The 17,787-nt window shown below is 64.7% G+C and carries 14 protein-coding genes and 1 pseudogene; 13 read left to right on the plus strand and 2 right to left on the minus strand.

Features of this window, described 5'->3' with window-relative positions; translation table 11 throughout:
* Positions 1 to 2,217: Ig-like domain-containing protein (locus VJ604_RS15070; protein WP_324083898.1), on the minus strand; the 2,217-nt coding region annotated here is incomplete at its 3' end.
* Between the two features lie 268 nt (positions 2,218 to 2,485).
* Here VJ604_RS15070 and VJ604_RS15075 point away from each other — a divergent pair.
* From VJ604_RS15075 to hutH, 9 genes are all read left to right on the plus strand, one after another.
* A complete protein-coding gene (locus VJ604_RS15075; protein ID WP_324083899.1) occupies positions 2,486 to 2,935 on the plus strand; it encodes a hypothetical protein in 450 nt (149 codons plus the stop codon).
* A complete protein-coding gene (locus VJ604_RS15080) occupies positions 2,932 to 4,347 on the plus strand; it encodes a Ni/Fe hydrogenase subunit alpha (protein WP_324083901.1) in 1,416 nt (471 codons plus the stop codon). Before VJ604_RS15075 ends, VJ604_RS15080 begins: the two co-directional genes overlap by 4 nt.
* Positions 4,348 to 4,349: 2 nt before the next feature.
* Positions 4,350 to 4,604: a 4Fe-4S dicluster domain-containing protein gene (locus VJ604_RS15085; RefSeq protein WP_324083903.1), complete on the plus strand. Its 255-nt coding sequence runs from the start codon at positions 4,350 to 4,352 to the stop codon at positions 4,602 to 4,604.
* Complete coding sequence (locus VJ604_RS15090; protein ID WP_324083905.1) at positions 4,601 to 5,056, plus strand: hypothetical protein; 456 nt, start codon at positions 4,601 to 4,603, stop codon at positions 5,054 to 5,056. Before VJ604_RS15085 ends, VJ604_RS15090 begins: the two co-directional genes overlap by 4 nt.
* 239 nt (positions 5,057 to 5,295) lie before the next feature.
* Positions 5,296 to 6,822: a methyl-accepting chemotaxis protein gene (locus VJ604_RS15095; protein ID WP_324083907.1), complete on the plus strand. Its 1,527-nt coding sequence runs from the start codon at positions 5,296 to 5,298 to the stop codon at positions 6,820 to 6,822.
* Between the two features lie 123 nt (positions 6,823 to 6,945).
* The gene (hutI, locus tag VJ604_RS15100; RefSeq protein ID WP_324083909.1) at positions 6,946 to 8,184 is read left to right on the plus strand and encodes an imidazolonepropionase; all 1,239 of its coding nucleotides are present in this window, start codon (positions 6,946 to 6,948) and stop codon (positions 8,182 to 8,184) included.
* Positions 8,177 to 9,127: a formimidoylglutamase gene (gene hutG, locus VJ604_RS15105; RefSeq protein ID WP_324083911.1), complete on the plus strand. Its 951-nt coding sequence runs from the start codon at positions 8,177 to 8,179 to the stop codon at positions 9,125 to 9,127. The genes hutI and hutG overlap by 8 nt, the downstream gene beginning before the upstream one ends.
* 188 nt (positions 9,128 to 9,315) lie before the next feature.
* Positions 9,316 to 11,037: a urocanate hydratase gene (gene hutU / locus VJ604_RS15110; RefSeq protein WP_324083913.1), complete on the plus strand. Its 1,722-nt coding sequence runs from the start codon at positions 9,316 to 9,318 to the stop codon at positions 11,035 to 11,037.
* Positions 11,038 to 11,044: 7 nt separating this feature from the next.
* Positions 11,045 to 12,583: a histidine ammonia-lyase gene (gene hutH / locus VJ604_RS15115; RefSeq protein WP_324083915.1), complete on the plus strand. Its 1,539-nt coding sequence runs from the start codon at positions 11,045 to 11,047 to the stop codon at positions 12,581 to 12,583.
* Here the strand turns inward: hutH and VJ604_RS15120 are convergent.
* On the minus strand, positions 12,577 to 13,299 hold the full coding sequence (locus VJ604_RS15120; RefSeq protein WP_324083919.1) for a phosphatase PAP2 family protein: 723 nt from the start codon (positions 13,297 to 13,299) through the stop codon (positions 12,577 to 12,579). The two genes, hutH and VJ604_RS15120, sit on opposite strands and share 7 nt — an antisense overlap.
* A gap of 629 nt (positions 13,300 to 13,928) precedes the next feature.
* On the opposite strand from VJ604_RS15120, the gene VJ604_RS15125 reads away from it, so the two are divergent.
* The 4 genes and pseudogenes from VJ604_RS15125 to VJ604_RS15140 all read left to right on the plus strand — a co-directional run.
* Positions 13,929 to 14,612: a hypothetical protein gene (locus VJ604_RS15125; RefSeq protein ID WP_324083920.1), complete on the plus strand. Its 684-nt coding sequence runs from the start codon at positions 13,929 to 13,931 to the stop codon at positions 14,610 to 14,612.
* Positions 14,613 to 14,651: 39 nt separating this feature from the next.
* Positions 14,652 to 15,626 (plus strand): hypothetical protein, encoded by a 975-nt coding sequence (locus tag VJ604_RS15130; RefSeq protein ID WP_324083921.1) that lies wholly within the window; start codon positions 14,652 to 14,654, stop codon positions 15,624 to 15,626.
* A gap of 2 nt (positions 15,627 to 15,628) precedes the next feature.
* Entirely contained in the window at positions 15,629 to 16,942 is a 1,314-nt protein-coding gene (locus VJ604_RS15135) for a hypothetical protein (RefSeq protein WP_324083923.1), read from the plus strand.
* 20 nt (positions 16,943 to 16,962) lie between these two features.
* Positions 16,963 to 17,787 (plus strand): annotated as a pseudogene (locus VJ604_RS15140) (hypothetical protein); the annotation flags it as partial.

A 17,787-nucleotide genomic window follows, 5' to 3' on the forward strand; every position in this document is an offset into this window, starting at 1 on the left:
CTGAGTGACCGGATCGACCACCGAGACGTTGTTGCTGCCGAAGATCGCCACGTAGACCCGCCCGGTGGAAGGTTTCACGGCGACCCCTCGGGGTGAGGTGCCGACCTGAATGGAGTTGAGCACCAGATAGCTGGAGGTGTCGATGATGGTGAGGAAATTGGGGTTCCGGGTGACGTAGACCCTGCCGGCAATGGAGTCGACTGCGATCCCCTGCGCGCCGCTGCCGACCGATACGTTCCTGGTGAGGACGTCGCGGTCGGTGGTGGTATCGATCACGCTTACCGTGGTGGTACCGCTGTTGGCGACGTAGACGAAGGTGCCCGCGCTGTTGACGGCCACGTCGATCGGGCCCTGTCCGACGTTGATGGTGTCGATCAGGGTGTCGTTGGTGGTATTGATCACCGAGACGGTACTCTGGCCGAAGTTCGTCACGTAGAGGCGGTTGGTGGCACTGCTGACGGCGAGGCCTCGCGGGGTCGAGCCTACCTGGATGGAGTGGAGCAGGGTATTGGTGTTCCCGTCGATCACCGACACCGTGTTCTGGCCGGTGGAGACATAGACGCGGTTGGTAGTGGGATTCACCGCCACCCCCCACGGTCCGGGATCGACCCCGACGTTGGTGATGAAGGTGTTGGTATTGGCATCGATGACAGAGACGTTGTTGCTGTTGTGGTTCGCCACGTAGAGTTTCCTGGTGGTCGGGTTAAGGGCGACCCCTATCGGGTTGCCCCCCACCAGGACGTTGCTGAACACCAGGTTACTCCCTGCATCGATGGCGGTGACAAAGGAGATGGTGGAATCGGTCACGAATACCGCGTTGCTCGGTACCGTGGAACCCTGCTGAACGGTGACGGTGGAGGTGCCGGTGAAGCCGCCGAGGCTGGCGGAGATGACGGCAGTACCGCGTGCCACCCCGCTCACCACCCCCTTGGTCCCGGCGATGTTGCTCACCGTGGCGATGCCGGTGTTAGACGAGGTCCAGGTTGCCAGGCTGGTGACGTCCTGGGTGGAGGAGTCCGCGAAGGTCGCGGTGGCGGTCAGCTGCTGGGTGGTGCCGATGGAAACCGTCGGCGTGGTGGGGGTCACCGTCAGCGAGGAGACCGCCTTCACCGTCAACAGCGTGGAGCCGCTGGTCCCCCCTACCGAGGCGACGATAAAGGTGTTCCCGTTGGCAAGCGCGGTGGCTACCCCTTTGGAGGCGGTACTGTTGCTGATGCTGGCAATGCCGGGCGCACTGGAGCTCCAGCTGACCAGGCTGGTCAGGTTGGCGGTGGTGCCGTCCGCGAAACTCCCGGTGGCGGTGAAGGCCTGGCTGGTGCCGGCCACCAGGGTGGGATTGGTCGGGGTCACCAGGATCACGGTCGGCGCCAGCACCGAAACGGTGGCGCTCTGGGAGGTGATGCCGGGGAAAGAGGCAGTGACCGTGGCGCTGCCGACCGCCAAGGCGCTCGCCAGGCCGCTGGCGTTAACCGAGACCGCGGCCGGGGTGTCGGAACTCCAGCTGACCAGCGAGCTGACATCGCGGCTGCTGCCGTCGGAAAGGGTGCCCATGGCGGTGAACTGCAGGGTGTCGCCCAGGTCGAGGCTGGCCGAGGTGGGGATGAGCGCCACCGAGTTCAGGGTCACCGTGTTGAGGGTGGCGGCCCCGGAGATGGCGCCCATGCCAGCCAGGACGGTAACGCTCCCCACGCTGAGGGCCGTGGTGGTCCCCGAGCCGTTTATGGTGGCCACCGCTGTATTGGAGGTGCTCCAGGTTGCCTGGCTGGTCACGTCCTGGGTGGCCCCGTTGCTGAGGGTGGCCCTGGCGGTGAACTGCTGGGTGGTCCCCACGATGCCGGTCTGGCTGCCGGGGCTCACCGCGATGGATTGGATGGCGGCGGTGGTGAGGGAGGCGCTCCCCACGGCACCGTTGCTGGTAGCCGTAATGGTGCAGTTCCCGGTCCCCACGGCGGTGACCGTTCCCGCTGAACCGCTGGCGTTGCTGACGGTGGCGATGGCGGTGTTGGACGAGGCCCAGACGGCGGAACTGGTGACGTCGATCTGCTGGCCGTCGGAGAGGAGCAGCGTGGCCTTCAAGCGGGTGCTGGTGCCTGGCGCGATGGAGACCGAGCCAGGAGAGACTACTACCAGGGCCGGCGGGACCGAAGTCGACGATGAGCTCGAGCAACCGAACATAACCAGGGTCAACATCAACAGGGCCATCAGAGATTTGAACATGTTGTGTGCTCCTTCCACTGCCACTAGGTCGATTGATTGTAAATACACCATGAATGGGTTCTGTCAAGGAACGGGCCGGAATCAGTGGCGTTTTTCAAGATACGGAGCTGCCTCGGACGTGAAGAGCTCGGGGCGCTGACCGGTTCCTGACCGTTCACCCCGGCTCCCGTCTCACGGCCGGCGACTTTTCCTGGTGAGCAATTAGCAACAATTAATAAAATTGGTAAAATGGGCGGATATCTCAGCAGTGCGAGGGACGGAGGAGTCGATGCCGGAGCAGTCCCGGCATTCGGTCTGCGCCAAGTGCAAGCGGTCGATGCGAAAGACGGAGGTCGCCTCCCTCAAGGCAAACTCGGAGGGGATCCCGGACCGGGAGGAATGCTTCCTCAGCCAGGGTTACAGCTGCCTGGGATCGGTGACCATCGACCGCTGCCTTTCCCCTTGTCCGCTGAACGGCGTCCCCTGCACCGGCTGCGCCGGCGCCACCATGCAGGTGCTCACCGAGCCCAACCGCGACATCAGGACCGAGATCGCCGAGCGGATGTCGCGGCTGACCAGGATCCCGAGGGAGGAGATCGTGGCCGGCATCGAGCGGAGCGCCAAGTCGCACTACAGCTACACCATGGCGACCTCCATGATCGGCAGGAAACCCACCTTCCATATAGAGAAGTGGATCGCCGAGGAGGAATCCGATCACGAGGCGGGGAACCTGTCATGACAAAGACCATCAAGATCGACCCGGTCACCAGGATCGAGGGGCACGCCAGGGTCTTCATCAACCTGGACGACCAGGGGGAGCTGGAGAGCGCGGGGCTGGTGGTGAACGAGCTGCGCGGCTTCGAGAAGATCCTGGTGGGGATGGAGGCGGACCGCATGCCGCACATCACCGCCAGGATCTGCGGGGTCTGCCCGACCGCCCACCACCTGGCCGCCTGCAAGGCGCTGGACGACGCCTGCGGGGTGACCCCTCCTCCGGCCGCCACGCTGTTGCGCGAGCTCATGTACCTGGGGCACCTGATCCACTCCCACGCGCTCTCCATCTTCGTGCTGCAGGGGCCCGACCTGGTGCTGGGGGTGGACGCCGACCCCGCAGAGAGGAACGTGGTCGGGGTGGTGAAGGCGCAGCCGGAGCTGGCCAAGCTGGGATTGGGGATCAGGACCCTCGGTCAGCGCATCAACGAGATGGTGGGGGGGCGCGGCACCCACCCGGTCACCTCGGTGGCGGGTGGCATCGCCTTCGTGATCGACCGGGAGAAACAGCGCATACTCGCGGGGTGGGTGGAGGAGGCGGAACGGATGCTGGAGAAGATCGTGCCGGCCGTGAAGTCCCTCCTCTTCAAGATGCTGGACCAGCACCCCGCCATGAAAGAGAAGTGGCTGGTTCCCTCCTGGGGGCTGGGCACGGTGCTGGAGGACGGCACCCTCTCCCTTACCTCCGGCAAGCTCCGCTTGATCGACGAGCAGGGGAAGAGCAGGGCCGAGTTCCAGGCCAGGGAGTACGACCAGTACCTGGTGGAATCGGTGGTGGAGTGGTCGTACATGAAGAAGGTGGCCTGCCAGGTGGAGGGGCTGCACGACTACCGGGTCGGGCCGCTGGCGAGGATCAACCTGGCTGGGCGCCTGGGAACCGAGCGTGCCGAGGCGGAGCGCACCGAACTCTTCAAGCTGGGCAGGAGCCCCAGCCACTCGACCCTCATGCAGACCTATGCAAAGCTGATCGAGATCATCTGGGCGGTGGAGCGCGCCGGCATCATCCTGCGGGACCCGGAGCTGTTCGGGGAGACCCGGGTGCCGGTCAAGTTCAGGGGAGGCCGGGGCGTCGGTCACCTGGAGGCGCCCCGCGGCACCCTGTTCCACGATTACGAGATCGACGAAGGGGGGATCGTGCGGGCGGCCAACCTGATCATCGCCACCCAGCAGAACTACGCCCTCATCAACAGCTCGGTGGAGCAGGCCGCCCGCTCGCACGTGGCGGGAAGAACTGACGACGCGGCGCTCCTAAACGCGGTGGAGTTCGGCATCCGCTGCTACGATCCCTGCCTCGCCTGCGCGACCCACCTGCTGGGGGGGATGGCGATGCAGGTGGTGATCACGCGGGGCGGGGAGACCGTCCGGACCTTCGGGAGGTAGCCATGGGGCTGGAGATCGAAGTTCATGAGCAGTCCTGCAGGGGGTGTGAGCTGTGCGTCGACATCTGCCCCACCGAGGTCTTCGAGATGGACGCGGAGAAAAAGGTCTGCACGGTAAAGCAGGTGGATGACTGCATCGCCTGCCTATCCTGCGCCTATATCTGCCCCTCCCAGGCCATCACCCACCGCGGACACCACCTGGTGAAGAACTTCTACCGGGACGAGGAGTTCTGCCGGAAGATGGAGAGATTCCTATGACCACCAACGACCAGCAGTACCGGATCGACCTCTCCGCCGACGACTACCAAGCGGCCTTCACTGAAGTCGCCTTCCTGATGGACGCCTTCGCCAGCACCGTCGACAACATCATGGGAGGGGTGACTGCCCCGGTCGGCAGGATCGCCGGTCGCGAGATGGCCGCCAAGCTGCCGGTGCATCTTCGGGACCCTGCCCTGCCGGAGGTGGCGAGGCTTTTGGCCGAGCGGATGCAGGCAGGCTTTGAATTCGCGCTGGAGGAAAAGCGGCTGACCTTCGGCCGCTGTGTGATCCGCGATGTCTGCGAGCTGCGCGGGATGGAGAGCGGCGGGGCCCTCTGCCGCCTGTTCCACGCCTACCTGGACGGCGTGATGGACGGCCTTCTGTACCGCCCGATAAAGTCGGAGCTGGTCTCGGCCGGGAAGCGATGCGTGGCGGAGCTGGAAACGCTGTAACCCATCCTCACCCCTGCCCTCCCCTTGAAGGGGAGGGAGAGTAAGGTGTCGAGGGAAGAAGTTGGTAGGGAGAGGTAGGGTTCAGGGGATGGAGAGAAAGGCCGGCAGGAGTGGGAGAGAAGACTGCAGCCAGTTATAGAACGGCAACTGCCAGCAGAACTTTCAGAGCTACGTGGCTCGTCCCCTCCCCTTCAAGGGGAGGGACAGGGTGAGGATGGGGGTAACCCCGGAGGTGGGCGATGAGCGATCTCCACGATGTGGTACGGCAGCTTTCCGAGGCGATGGTAGAGGGGCGGCTGGAGGTGAGGGGTAATCCAGACGGCCTCGCCCCCCGCGACGCCGAGATGGTCTCCCTGATCAACGTCATGATCGACGCCCTCTTGGCCCCCATGCAGCTTGCCGGCTACGCCCTGGACGAGATCGCCCACGGCCGGCTCCCCCCCTTCGTGATCGACGACTACCCAGGGGAGTACAACAAGATCAAGCAGAACATCAACACGCTTTTGGCGATCCTCTACGGTCTGCACGCCGAGACCGGCCACCTGTTGGGGAGCATCGGCGACGGCAAGCTCCGTACCCGCGGCAACGCCTGGGATTACCAGGGGGTGTGGAAGGAGCTGATCCAGGGGGTGAACGATACCCTGGATGCCCTGACCGCCCCCATCGGCGAGGCCGGGGCCATCCTGGTCCGGCTCGCCCACTACGACCTGAAGGCGAGGATGACCGGGCGCTACCGCGGCGAGCACGCGGCCATCCGCAAGGCGATGAACGCCACCGCGGAGGCCCTCAACGAGGCGATCTCCCAGGTCTCCCAGACCGTCAACCTGGTCTCCCGGGTGGCGGCCAAGATGGGGGAGGTCAGCGCCGCCGTTACGGAAGGGTCCAAGGAGCAGAGCCGCCAGTTGGAAGAAACCACCACCAGCCTCACCCAGCTCGCCCAGACCGCCGGCCGCAACGCCAAGCAGACGGTGACCGCGCGCTCGAGCGCGAAGCAGGCCACCGAATCGATCCTCGGCGCCAAGAGCTCCATGACTCGCATGGTGAGTTCCATGGAGGAGATCTGTGCGGCTGCCGACGGCAGCTCTTCCATCGTTCACGAGATCGATACCATCGCCAAGGAGACCGGTGCCCTGGCCGGTACCGCGGTGGACAAAGCGGTCAAGATGAGTACCTCGTCGGGGGGCTTCGGCGTGGTGGCCCAGGAGATCCGCAAGCTCTCCAAGCAGTGCGCGGAGACGGCCAGCGCCATGAAGTCCCTGGAAAAGAGGATCGGGGACGAGATGCGCGCGGAGTTCGCCAGTGCCATCGCCAGCCTGGAAAGTGTGGCCAGGCTTTCGGGACTCTTAGGAGTGAACGCGGCCATCGAGGCTGCCCACGTCGAGGGGGCCGGCAACGACTTCAAGGTGATGACCGACGAGATCCACCACCTCGCCACCCGCTCCGCCGATGCCGCCCGGCGCACCGATGGGCTGATCCGCTCCTCGGTCTCCCTCTCCAAGTCCGGCGAGAGCCTGATCAAGGAGATCGCCCAGAGGCTCGACGAGGCGGTGCAGGGGGCCCGGGCCTTGAGCGCGTTTGCCGACGAGATCAGCAAGAGCATCGAAGAACAGACCACCGGCGTGGAGCAGATATCCAAGACCGCCATGTTGATCAACGAGGTTACCCGCGAGAATGCGGTGAGTGCCGATGAGTCACAAGGGGCGGCGCAGGAACTGGAAAAACAGGTTGAGAAGCTAGCCGGCATGGTCAACAAGTTCACCTTCTAGAGCCCCACGATCCCCTCACACTGCGGCGTACAATCTTGATCCAGCTTGAGAGCCTCCTTTCCCTGTTTGGGTCACATTTATGAGATAAACTTTGTTCAGACAGACCCGTTCACAGAGACACTCATGGCACAACAGTACTCCGCATCCGACCACATCTGGACCAACGCCCGGATCGCCACCCTCGATCCCGCCATCGGAACCGAATACGGGCTCTTGAACAATCACGCCCTGGTGGTGCGGGACGGGCGGATCGTTGCCCTGGCTCCCTGCTGCGATCCCGACCTGGCCTCCTTTCCCGGAGAACTCACCGACTGCCAGGGGGGCCTGATCACCCCCGGCTTCATCGATTGCCATACCCATCTCATCTACGGGGGAAACCGCGCCGCCGACTTCGTGCAGCGGATGCGGGGCGTCCCCTACCAGGAGATAGCCCGCGCCGGCGGCGGCATCCTTTCCACCGTAAAGGCAACGCGGGCGCTCTCCGAGGAGCAGCTCTTCCTGAAGGCGAGACCGCGGCTGCTTGCCCTGATGCACGAGGGGTGCACCACGGTGGAGATCAAGTCCGGCTACGGCCTCACCGTGAGGGACGAGCTGAAGATGCTGCGGGTGGCGCGGCGGCTCGGGCGCGAGCTTGCTGTGCGGGTGGTCGCCACCTTGCTGGCCGCACACGCGGTCCCCCCCGAATATCGCGGCAGGGGAGACGCTTACGTAGACCTGATCTGCGCCGAACTGATCCCGCGCGTGGCGGCGGAAGGGCTCGCCGACGCCGTGGACGTCTTTTGCGAAACCATCGCCTTCACCGTGAAGCAGGCCGAGCGCTTGCTGGCCTCGGCGCGCGAGCATGGCCTGGGGATCAAGATGCACGCCGAGCAGCTCTCCGCCTCCGGCTCCGCTGCGCTGGCCGCAAGCTACGGGGCCTGGTCCGCTGACCACCTGGAATACCTGGACGAGGACGGGCTGGTAGCCATGCGCGCTTCCGGGACGGTGGCCACCCTGCTCCCCGGCGCTCTCTACTTCTTGAGGGAGTCCCGCACCCCGCCGGTCGCTAAGCTGCGCGAATACGGCATCCGCATGGCACTTGCCACCGACCTCAACCCCGGGACCTCCCCGTTCGCTTCTATCCGTTTGATGATGAACATGGGGTGCCTGCTGTTGGGGCTCACCCCGGAGGAGGCTTTGGCGGCGGTGACACGGAACGCGGCCGCGGCCCTTGGTTGCGGTGACCGGCTGGGCAGCCTGGCGGTGGGCAAGGAGGCGGACCTGTTGTTGTGGAACCTGGAGGACCCGGCGCAGCTGCTGTGCGAAATAGGCATCGGTACACCTTCGCGACGGGTGGTGAGAGGGGAGGCGGGGGATGCATAGGGCGACAGAAATGGTGCTGTGGCGCGGGCGGGTGGACGGCGAGCCGGGGACGGAGCGCTGGCATCAGAAGGTGGTGGCACTGACGCCGGAGGTGATCGATTCCGGTCTGCCGGGCCGGGTGCTCCTCGGCGTCTGCAGCGACATCGGGGTAAGGCGCAACGAAGGACGGCCCGGAGCCGACGGTGGACCGGACGCCATCCGCGCAGCACTGGCCAACCAGGCCTGGCATCTGCAGACTCCCTGCTACGATGCGGGGAACCTCTGTTCCAGCGGCGAGGACCTGGAGGGGCTGCAGAGGGAGCAGGCCGACTGGGTGGCGAGGCTCCTCGACCTGGGGCACTTCCCGCTGGTATTGGGCGGTGGCCACGAAATCGCGCTGGGGAGCTTCCTGGGGCTTTGGGCGCATCTCGAGGCCAGGGAGGAGCAGGGAGTGATCGGCGTGATCAACTTCGACGCCCACTTCGACCTGCGCAGGGGAGGCAGCTCCACCTCCGGCACCTCGTTTCTGCAGATGGCGGAGCGCTCCCGGGGAGGGAGCCTGCGCTACCGCTACCTCTGCCTGGGGATCAGCGAGGTCGCCAATACCCGGGACCTCTTCGATACCGCCAAGTCGCTCGATGCCGCCTGGCTCATGGATGAGCAAGTTGCCAGCTGGAATCTGGCCCACGCTGAGCAGCAGTTGCGGGATTTCATTCGCGGCAGCGATTACCTGCAACTGAGCATCGATCTGGATGTGCTGCCGGCGGCGGTGGCGCCGGGAGTGAGCGCTCCCTCGCCGAGAGGGGTCGCGCTGGAGGTGGTGGAGCACCTTGTCCAGCTGATCAAGGGAGAGGGGGGAGGCAAGTTGAGGATCGCGGACCTTGCCGAGTGCAACCCCGAGTACGACATCGACGGCCGCACCGCGAAGGTGGCGGCCCGGCTCTGCCATCTGCTGGCGAAATGAGGCAGCAGTCCCGGCAATGCCTCCCCCCGAACGAGAGCCACAAGCTCCTCCTCCCGAAGGGGGGAGGCCGAGAGGGGGGGACGCTGTCACGGACGTGAAGTAGCGCCGATTGTTGCGGCTGAGTTCCCCCTCCCTAGCCCTCCCCCTTCGGGAGAGGGGAGGTCGGGAGATGGTGGAGGGAGTTTAATATGGATAACCGATTCGATCCAAACCGGCACATCTCAGCTCCCCGCGGTCCCCAGATGACCGCCAAAAGCTGGCTCACCGAAGCCTGCCTACGCATGCTGATGAACAACCTGGACCCGCAAGTGGCCGAGCGTCCGGAGGAGTTGGTCGTCTATGGTGGGATCGGGCGCGCCGCCCGGAACTGGGAGTGCTTCGACAAGATCGTGGAGGTGCTGCGCCGCCTGGAGGACGACGAGACGCTGCTGGTCCAGTCGGGGAAGCCGGTGGGGGTCTTCAGGACCCAACCGGACGCGCCGCGCGTGCTGATCGCCAACTCCAACCTGGTCCCTCATTGGGCCACCTGGCAGCACTTCAACGTACTCGACCGCAAAGGGCTCATGATGTTCGGCCAGATGACCGCCGGTTCCTGGATCTACATAGGCTCGCAGGGCATCGTGCAGGGGACCTACCAGACCTTCGCCGCCGCGGCGCAGAAACACTACGGTGGCGAGGCCGCCGGGCGCTGGATCCTGACCGGAGGGCTGGGAGGGATGGGGGGCGCCCAGCCGCTGGCCGCCACCATGGCCGGCTTTTCCATGCTGGCGGTGGAATGCGACGAGTCCCGCATCGACAAGCGGCTTGCCACCGGCTATCTGGACCGGAAGGTGCGGCAGCTTGACGAGGCGCTGGGGATCATCGAAGACGCCTGCCGGAGTCGGCAGCCGGTATCGGTGGGGCTCTTGGGGAACTGCGCCGAACTGCTCCCCGAGATCGTCTCCCGCGGCATCACCCCCGACCTCTGCACCGACCAGACCAGCGCGCACGACCCCCTGAACGGCTACCTGCCGGCCGGTTGGTCGCTGGAGAAAGCGTCGCTGATGCGCAGGGAGGATCCGGTCACGGTGGAAAAGGCGGCCAGGGCATCCATCGCGCGGCATGTCTGCGCCATGCTGGAGCTGCAGAAACGCGGGGTGCCGACTTTCGACTACGGCAACAACATCCGCCAGGTGGCTCTGGAAGAAGGTGTGGAGGATGCCTTCGACTTCCCCGGCTTCGTCCCCGCCTACATCAGGCCCCTCTTCTGCCAGGGGATCGGCCCATTCCGCTGGGTAGCCGTCTCCGGCGATCCCGAGGACATCTACCGCACCGACGCCAAGATCAAGGAGCTTCTCCCCGATGACCGGCTTCTCCACAACTGGCTCGATCTTGCGAGAGAGCGCATCCGGTTCCAGGGGCTGCCTGCCCGCATCTGCTGGCTAGGCCTGAAGGGTCGCGCGCGGGCAGGGGTGGCCTTCAACGAGATGGTGGCCAAGGGGGAATTGAAGGGGCCCATCGTGATCGGTCGGGACCATCTGGATTCCGGCTCCGTCGCCAGTCCGAACCGCGAGACCGAGGCGATGGCCGACGGCTCCGATGCCGTCTCCGACTGGCCGCTCCTGAATGCCCTGCTGAACACCGCCAGCGGGGCCACCTGGGTCAGCTTTCATCACGGCGGCGGGGTCGGCATGGGGTTCAGCCAGCACGCAGGCGTGGTGATCGTGGCCGACGGCAGCGAGGCCGCTGCCAGAAGGCTCCAGCGGGTACTCTGGAACGACCCCGGCAGCGGCGTGATGCGCCACGCCGACGCCGGCTACCAGTCCGCCATCGACTGCGCACGTCAAAATGGCCTCGACCTGCCGATGGTGCAGGGCAGGCAGCCCGGCCAGTCAGACCAGTCAGACAGGTCCGACAGGTCTGGCGACTGAGGCAAAAATGCTTTCACTAAACCTTCACCCCGGCCAACTCACCCTGGAAACCCTGCGCCAGATCAGGGACAACCCCGTGTTCCTCACCTTAGACACCCCCTGCATCGAAGGCATCAACCGCTCGGTGGAAACCGTGGCCGCCCTCATCGCGGAAGGGCGGGCCATCTACGGGGTCAACACCGGCTTCGGCCTCTTGGCCAAAACCCGCATCCCGGTGGCCGAACTGGAAAACCTCCAGCGATCCATCGTCCTTTCCCACGCGGCGGGGACCGGTCCACTCATGGAGGAATCCACCGTCCGGCTTCTGATGGTCCTCAAGATCAACAGCCTCGCTCGCGGGTACTCCGGGATCCGCCTGCAGGTCATCCGGGCACTCGCCCGCCTGCTGGAGGCGGAGGTCTATCCCTGCATCCCCCAGAAGGGCTCCTGCGGCGCGTCAGGCGACTTGGCGCCGCTGGCCCACATGAGCACGGTCCTTTTAGGCGAGGGTGAGGTGATCTACCGCGGGGAGCGCCTGCCGGGGCTGCGGGGGCTGGAGATCGCCGGGCTGGAGCCGGTCACCTTGGGGCCCAAGGAAGGGCTGGCCCTGCTGAACGGCACCCAGGCCTCCACCGCCTTCGCCCTGGAAGGCTTGTTCGCAGTCGAAGACCTTTTCCGGGCGGCGCTGGTGGCTGGCAGCCTGAGCGTGGACGCCGCCTTGGGCAGCAGGTGCCCTTTTGATGCCCAACTGCACGAGGTCCGGGGGCTGCAGGGACAGGTCGACGCGGCAGCCGCCTACCGTCGCCTGCTCGACCACAGCGAGATCGAGGCGTCGCACCAGGGATGCGGGACCGTGCAGGACCCTTATTCCCTCCGCTGCCAGCCGCAGGTGATGGGTGCCTGCCTGGAACAGATCCGCTGCGCCGCCAGGCTGCTGATTGCTGAAGCCAACGCCGTCTCCGACAATCCGCTGGTGTTCGCGGAACGGGGGGAAATCATCTCCGGAGGTAACTTCCACGCCGAACCGGTGGCGATGGCGGCCGACAACCTCGCCCTCGCCATCGCAGAGATCGGTGCCCTCTCCGAGCGGCGCATCGCCCTCTTGATCGACGCCAATCTCAGCAAGCTCCCTCCTTTCCTGGTCGAGAAAGGGGGGCTCAATTCCGGTTTCATGATCGCCCAGGTCACCGCCGCTTCCCTCGCCAGTGAGAACAAGTCACTCGCCCATCCCGCCTCCGTCGACAGCCTTCCCACCTCCGCCAACCAGGAAGACCACGTCTCCATGTCCACCTTCGCCGCCCGCCGGCTTTTGGAGATGGCCGACAACAGTGCCGGCATCGTCGCCATCGAACTGCTGGCAGCCTGCCAGGGGATCGACTTCCGCGCCCCGCTCAAGACCGCTCCCTTGCTGGAGGAAGCCAAGAGCATGGTGCGCCGGCAGGTGAGCTTTTATGACCAGGACCGCTACTTTGCCCCTGACATAGAGAAGGCGAAGCTGCTCGTGAAGACGGGAGCTTTCAACGACCTGGTCGGCGCCGATCTCTGCCGACCCCAGCCCCGTCAGTAGGTCGCCGTAAAGCTCAAGCCTCCGCCGTCGCCGTATATCTGCGGGGTAACCGCCATCTCTTTGAAGAAGGCCTGCCGGTCGCGCTCGCTCTGCTGGGCGGGCTGCTGCGGCCAGTAGTAGTGCAGCAGGCGGGGGAGCAGGAAACCCGAAAACAACCCGATGCCGGTACCGGCCAGCACATCGGTGGCGTAGTGCCGGTCCGACATCACCCGCAGGAATCCCTCGGCGGTGGCTGCCGCCAGCCCTGTCGCGCAGAGCGCGCGTTCGGCGCCCGGATCTGCGTAAAGGGAGTGGTAGGCGTGGTGGGTGCAGAGGAGCCCCGCCCCAGTGAAGGCGAAAGCGACATGGCCGCTGGGCATGCTGCGGTTGATCTCGTCCCCGCCACAGGCTTCCCTCCCGCAGTCACGCGCGAGCGGTCTCTCTCGTGCTACCAGATTCTGCAACAGACTGGAGGCGAGCGAGGTGAACGTGAAAGATTCCAGGTTAATCATCTCGGTCTGCCAAACCGCGTCCCAGCGCCCATCCCGCATCCCCAGGGTCGCAAAGGAATCCACCACTGGAGCGGCGATCATGATCCCCATCAGGACGTCGCTGCCGGTGTTAGCAGCATCCCGTCCGGAAGAGCTTCCCAGGCGCAGCGCGTCCCTGATCCCTTCGTCGAAGTCGTTACGCGAGCTCCAGTGCGGCTTGTCGGACTCACCATTCTTGTTCTCCAAGTAGAGGGTCCCCGCCGCGGCTGCCGTGACCCCCAGGTATTCGGCGGCTCCGGCCTTCCTCCAACGCCACTGCGCTGGGGGGGGTGTCTGCCCAGAAGGTGTCTCTAAACGGGCATCACTGGCAGAGGCGGAATGACTGGCTGAATCAGCGAGGCGAGGTAAAGGCACTGAGGCAGACTGGTCGTCGCTGGAAAAGGACGGCTCTGCGAAGGCGGGAGCAGCAAAGGCTATCTGGAGGGAACCGATAGCGATCAGGATGTGGGCTATGACAGTTCGGGGCATGTGGCATTAGATCAAATTAATTTTTTATTGTCAATACAACATTGGTCACCCTTGCTTCACACAGGGAAGGGGTGGGACGTAAGGGTGCAGGTGACCGGTACCGCCAAAAGCGGCCAGACTCTTTCAGTGCCTCGGCTCTCGGAGGTTCCTTTAAGTTTGGGCGCCGGCAACGGGGGATCATATTTCGGGGCGGCGAAGGAAATTTCGCTTGATCAAGGCGGCCGCTCGCCTCGCCGAAGCTCACTTCGTCGCAGTAGTCAAAATTTCAACCACTTAGGTCGGCACGGCACTTGCCTTTACAGTCAATAGGCTCTGTGTTTGCTCATTTCCAGATGGAGGAGGTCGCTATGCACGACATCGATAGAACCTTGACGGAGTTCGGCGGGGAGTACGAGAACGGCGAGTTCGGCAGCGGGGAGTATGAGTTCGAGTTCGAGGGAACGGGCGAATTCGAGGAACTGGAGAGCCCTTTCAACGAGATGCAGGAGATGGAGCTGGCCTCGGAACTTCTCATGCTGGGACACGAGGCTGAATTGAACCACTTCCTCGGAGACGTCATCTCGAAAGCGGCCGGAGCCGCCAAGAGCTTCGTCGCCTCCCCAACAGGACAGGCGCTGGGCGGAATCCTGAAGCAGGCGGCGAAGAAGGCGCTTCCGGTGGTGGGCGGCGCTATCGGCGGCTACTTCGGCGGCTCCGGGGGGGCTGATATCGGGCGCAGGATCGGCAGAGGCGCTGGCGACGTGTTGGGGCTGGAGCAGGAAGGGATGAGCCAGGAGGACCGCGAATTCGAGATGGCGCGCCGCTTCGTGCGCTTCGCCGGTGCCGCCGCGAGGAGGTCCTCCATGGCGCGGGGCGGGCGGCCGCAGGTGATAGCGCGCCGCGCGGCTTCCTTGGCGGCCCGACGCTATCTGCCGTTTCTGTCCGGGCTCTATAGCTCCGACGACCAGTCGACGGGGTCCTGCTCCGGCTCGCGGGGCAGGAGCGGACGCTGGTATCGGCGCGGCAATAAAATCATTCTGGTCGGCATCTGACCTCGGCGAACTAAAAAACTACCAGAGGAGGGGACGATTATGTGGGAATACGAAGGCGAAATGGGCGAATACGAAAGCGAAATGGGGGAATATGAAGGCGAGGCGGGCGAATACGAAGGCGAAGGTGAGTACGAAAACATGGAATTCGGGAACGAGTTTGAATTTGGCGAGTCCGAAGGAGAGGTTCCCCTGAGCGAATCCATGGAGATGGAACTGGCCGCCGAACTCTTGTCGGTAAGCAACGAGGCCGAACTGGAGCAGTTCCTGGGCGGGCTGATCAAGAAAGTCGGGGGCTTCGTCAAGGGGCCGATCGGCCGGGCGCTGGGCGGGGTGCTGAAAACGGTCGCCAAGAAAGCGCTCCCCATCGTCGGCGGTGCTATCGGGAGCTGGGTCGCCCCTGGGGTCGGTACTGCGATCGGCTCCAAGCTCGGATCCATGGCAAGCAACCTCTTCGAAATGGAGCTGGAGGGGCTCAGCAACGAGGATCGGGAGTTCGAAGTGGCACGGCGGGTCGTGAGGCTGGCATCGTCGGCGGCACGGCACGCGGCCCGGGCGCCCCAGCATATCCCCCCGCAGCAGGTGGCCCGTAAGGCCGTCTTGGCTGCCGCACGTCGTCATGCCCCCGGACTCGCCGCCAAAATGATGCGCCCGCAGCAGCGCCCGGCGGCACCTATGGCAGGACGCCCCGGGTACGGCAGGCCCTGGCCGGGAACCCCTCAGTACGGGAGGCGGCAGTCTCAGGGAGCGCAGCCGCCGCCGGGAATGCGGCCACCTCAGGGGGCGGTACCGTCCCAGCGTCCGCAACCCGGCTGGGGCCCCGGCCCGAGATACTCCCAGTACTGGTGGCGGCCCAATGGCGGCCAACAGGCGCCTCAACAGGGGTGGACCGATGGCTGGGGGGGAGAGCCGCAGGGCATGTGGGGCGACAACGGCTACGATCAGCAGGGCCAGCAGAGCCAGCAGAGCGGCCGCTGGGTTCGTCGCGGGCGCAACATCATCATCTTGGGAGCCTGATCATGGACCCCTGCAGCACTCCACATGCCCTGCTGAAGAGCGAGGCGTACGGGCTGCTGACCCGGATCGACCGGATGGAGCCGTTCGCGCTCCACGTGCCGATGGTCCCCGCCGCGGCCATTCCGCTCACGGCCCAGGTCGCCATCGAACGGCATCTGACCACGGAGCAGCGCAAGCTCAGGGCGATGGTCACCGGATACCTGAGGTGGCTGGAGTCGCTCAAGGGGAGGGCTTCGGCGCCGGACCAGGCGCAAAGGCGCTACGCCTTCCTTCGGCTTCGCTTCATCGCCATCCTTGGGCACCTCGACATCTTCGCCGAGGTGATGAACCAGCGCAGCGAGCACGAGACCGGGGTCTGGCTCTCCGGGCTTGACGTGCTCGCCGCCGACGCCCTGAAGCTGCCGGGGGGGTACTACCAGACGCCTCCGGTTATCTGCTACCTGAACCGCAGCGCGGGAGCTGCGATTCGGCGGGCCCGCACCCGTCTCCCCGGCGGGAGTTCCAACCCGGTCGCCGTGATCCAGATGCCCAGGGAGCGGATGATCGGCTCGGGTATCGGCTCCTCTTTGGTGCATGAGGTAGGGCATCAGGCTGCGGCGCTCCTCGACCTCCTCAACTCCGTAAAGCCGGTACTGCAGCAGAGGGTGTCGGCTGCCGGGAGGGAGCGGGCTGCGTGGCAATGCTGGAACCGCTGGATTTCTGAGATCGTGTCGGATCTGTGGTCGGTCGCGAAGCTCGGCGTGACAGCGACGGTCGGGCTGATGTCGGTGGTGAGCCTCCCCCGGGCCTTCATGTTCCGGATCGACATGGAGGACCCGCACCCGTCGCCCTGGATCAGGGTGAAGCTCTCCTGCGCCATGGGGGCCGCGCTCTACCCTCACCCGCAGTGGGAGAACCTGGCCAGGGTCTGGGAGGCGTACTACCCGCGTCGCGGGCTGGCCCCGGAAACGGAGGCTGCCTTCGCCCAGCTTGAATCGGCAATGCCGGAGTTTGTCCAACTGCTGCTCCGACATCGCCCGGCGCGGCTAAAGGGGAGGTCGCTGGCGGAGGCGCTACGAGCCCCCGAGCGGCTTCCGGAGCGACTTCGAGAGTTGTACGAGGCGTGGCGGGCCACACCGGGGCTGGTGCGTCGGGCGCCCCCGTCGCTGGCGGTGGCGGTGATCGGACAGGCCAAGATGGACGGCACCATCGCCCCCTACGAGGAGAGCGCCCTGCTGGCGGACCTGCTCAGGCACTGGGCGCTGCAGATAACCCTGGACACGTCGGCCATCTGCGCGATGATGCCGACTCAAAGGACAGCTGCTTTAGCGGTCTGAGATAGACTCAGGAGGAAGCCATGGAACAAACCAACGGAGTATTGGAAATAACGATAGACACACCAACGGTGACGGAAGGGAATGAGATAGTCATTCTCCACATTGTGGGCGCAGGGGTGCTAGCGGAACAAAGCCGAAAGTACCACTGGACTGTCAAGAATAGCAGGGAAGAAACCTTCCTGGCCGACCCTGACATCAGATACTTTTCTGACACGGAAGGCGATTTCAAGTTCAGAACCACCCTTTTGCCGCCAGGAATGTACAGCATACACTGCATCTACAAAGAGGGACGTCAGGTTGTACAGGGAAGTGTAACCTTGACGGTATTGCTGAATTTCGAGGCCACCCCCGATCCCTCATCTGTCGTTGAGGGACAGCCCATTAAGCTGAGCATCACGCCTGGCCGGACGCGAAAGAAGCTAGTGAGGGATGCAACAGGATCAGAGGGCGCTGTGCCAGTGCCGGCCAAGCTTTCTATGTTTAATTATGATTGGAGCGTTGACAACGATTCAGTCTTCCCCGTTGGTAAGCCTGGTGTTACAACATGGACATGGAACACAAACGGACTAGATGCGGGCATTCATACCGCCAAGGTGAGTGCAGCAAATGGCCTTGGAGACTTTGTCGGGGAGCAGAGCATCGACGTAACAGTCACGCAACGAAATGTGATGCAGGGCGACATCCTTCCCGTCACCCTGCGCCGCACCGCCTCGGACCCCACTGACGACCAAGCTCTGTGGGTCGCGATCCGCAAACGCTGCGACGCCATCAACTTCTCGAACTACAACCATTTCATCGAGTACGTGTTCTGCGGTGCAGACGTTGCCAATCTGGTTGGAAACGCC

It is taken from the genome of Geomonas sp. (assembly GCF_035254065.1).
Taxonomy (GTDB): Bacteria; Desulfobacterota; Desulfuromonadia; order Geobacterales; family Geobacteraceae; genus Geomonas.

Excerpts from the sequence above, each read along its gene's own strand:
- VJ604_RS15075 (WP_324083899.1), top strand. The coding sequence starts at position 2,486 with ATGCCGGAGCAGTCCCGGCATTCGGTCTGCGCCAAGTGCAAGCGGTCG.
- VJ604_RS15080 (WP_324083901.1), top strand. The coding sequence starts at position 2,932 with ATGACAAAGACCATCAAGATCGACCCGGTCACCAGGATCGAGGGGCAC.
- VJ604_RS15085 (WP_324083903.1), top strand. The coding sequence starts at position 4,350 with ATGGGGCTGGAGATCGAAGTTCATGAGCAGTCCTGCAGGGGGTGTGAG.
- VJ604_RS15090 (WP_324083905.1), top strand. The coding sequence starts at position 4,601 with ATGACCACCAACGACCAGCAGTACCGGATCGACCTCTCCGCCGACGAC.
- VJ604_RS15095 (WP_324083907.1), top strand. The coding sequence starts at position 5,296 with ATGAGCGATCTCCACGATGTGGTACGGCAGCTTTCCGAGGCGATGGTA.
- hutI (WP_324083909.1), top strand. The coding sequence starts at position 6,946 with ATGGCACAACAGTACTCCGCATCCGACCACATCTGGACCAACGCCCGG.
- hutG (WP_324083911.1), top strand. The coding sequence starts at position 8,177 with ATGCATAGGGCGACAGAAATGGTGCTGTGGCGCGGGCGGGTGGACGGC.
- hutU (WP_324083913.1), top strand. The coding sequence starts at position 9,316 with ATGGATAACCGATTCGATCCAAACCGGCACATCTCAGCTCCCCGCGGT.
- hutH (WP_324083915.1), top strand. The coding sequence starts at position 11,045 with ATGCTTTCACTAAACCTTCACCCCGGCCAACTCACCCTGGAAACCCTG.
- VJ604_RS15125 (WP_324083920.1), top strand. The coding sequence starts at position 13,929 with ATGCACGACATCGATAGAACCTTGACGGAGTTCGGCGGGGAGTACGAG.
- VJ604_RS15130 (WP_324083921.1), top strand. The coding sequence starts at position 14,652 with ATGTGGGAATACGAAGGCGAAATGGGCGAATACGAAAGCGAAATGGGG.
- VJ604_RS15135 (WP_324083923.1), top strand. The coding sequence starts at position 15,629 with ATGGACCCCTGCAGCACTCCACATGCCCTGCTGAAGAGCGAGGCGTAC.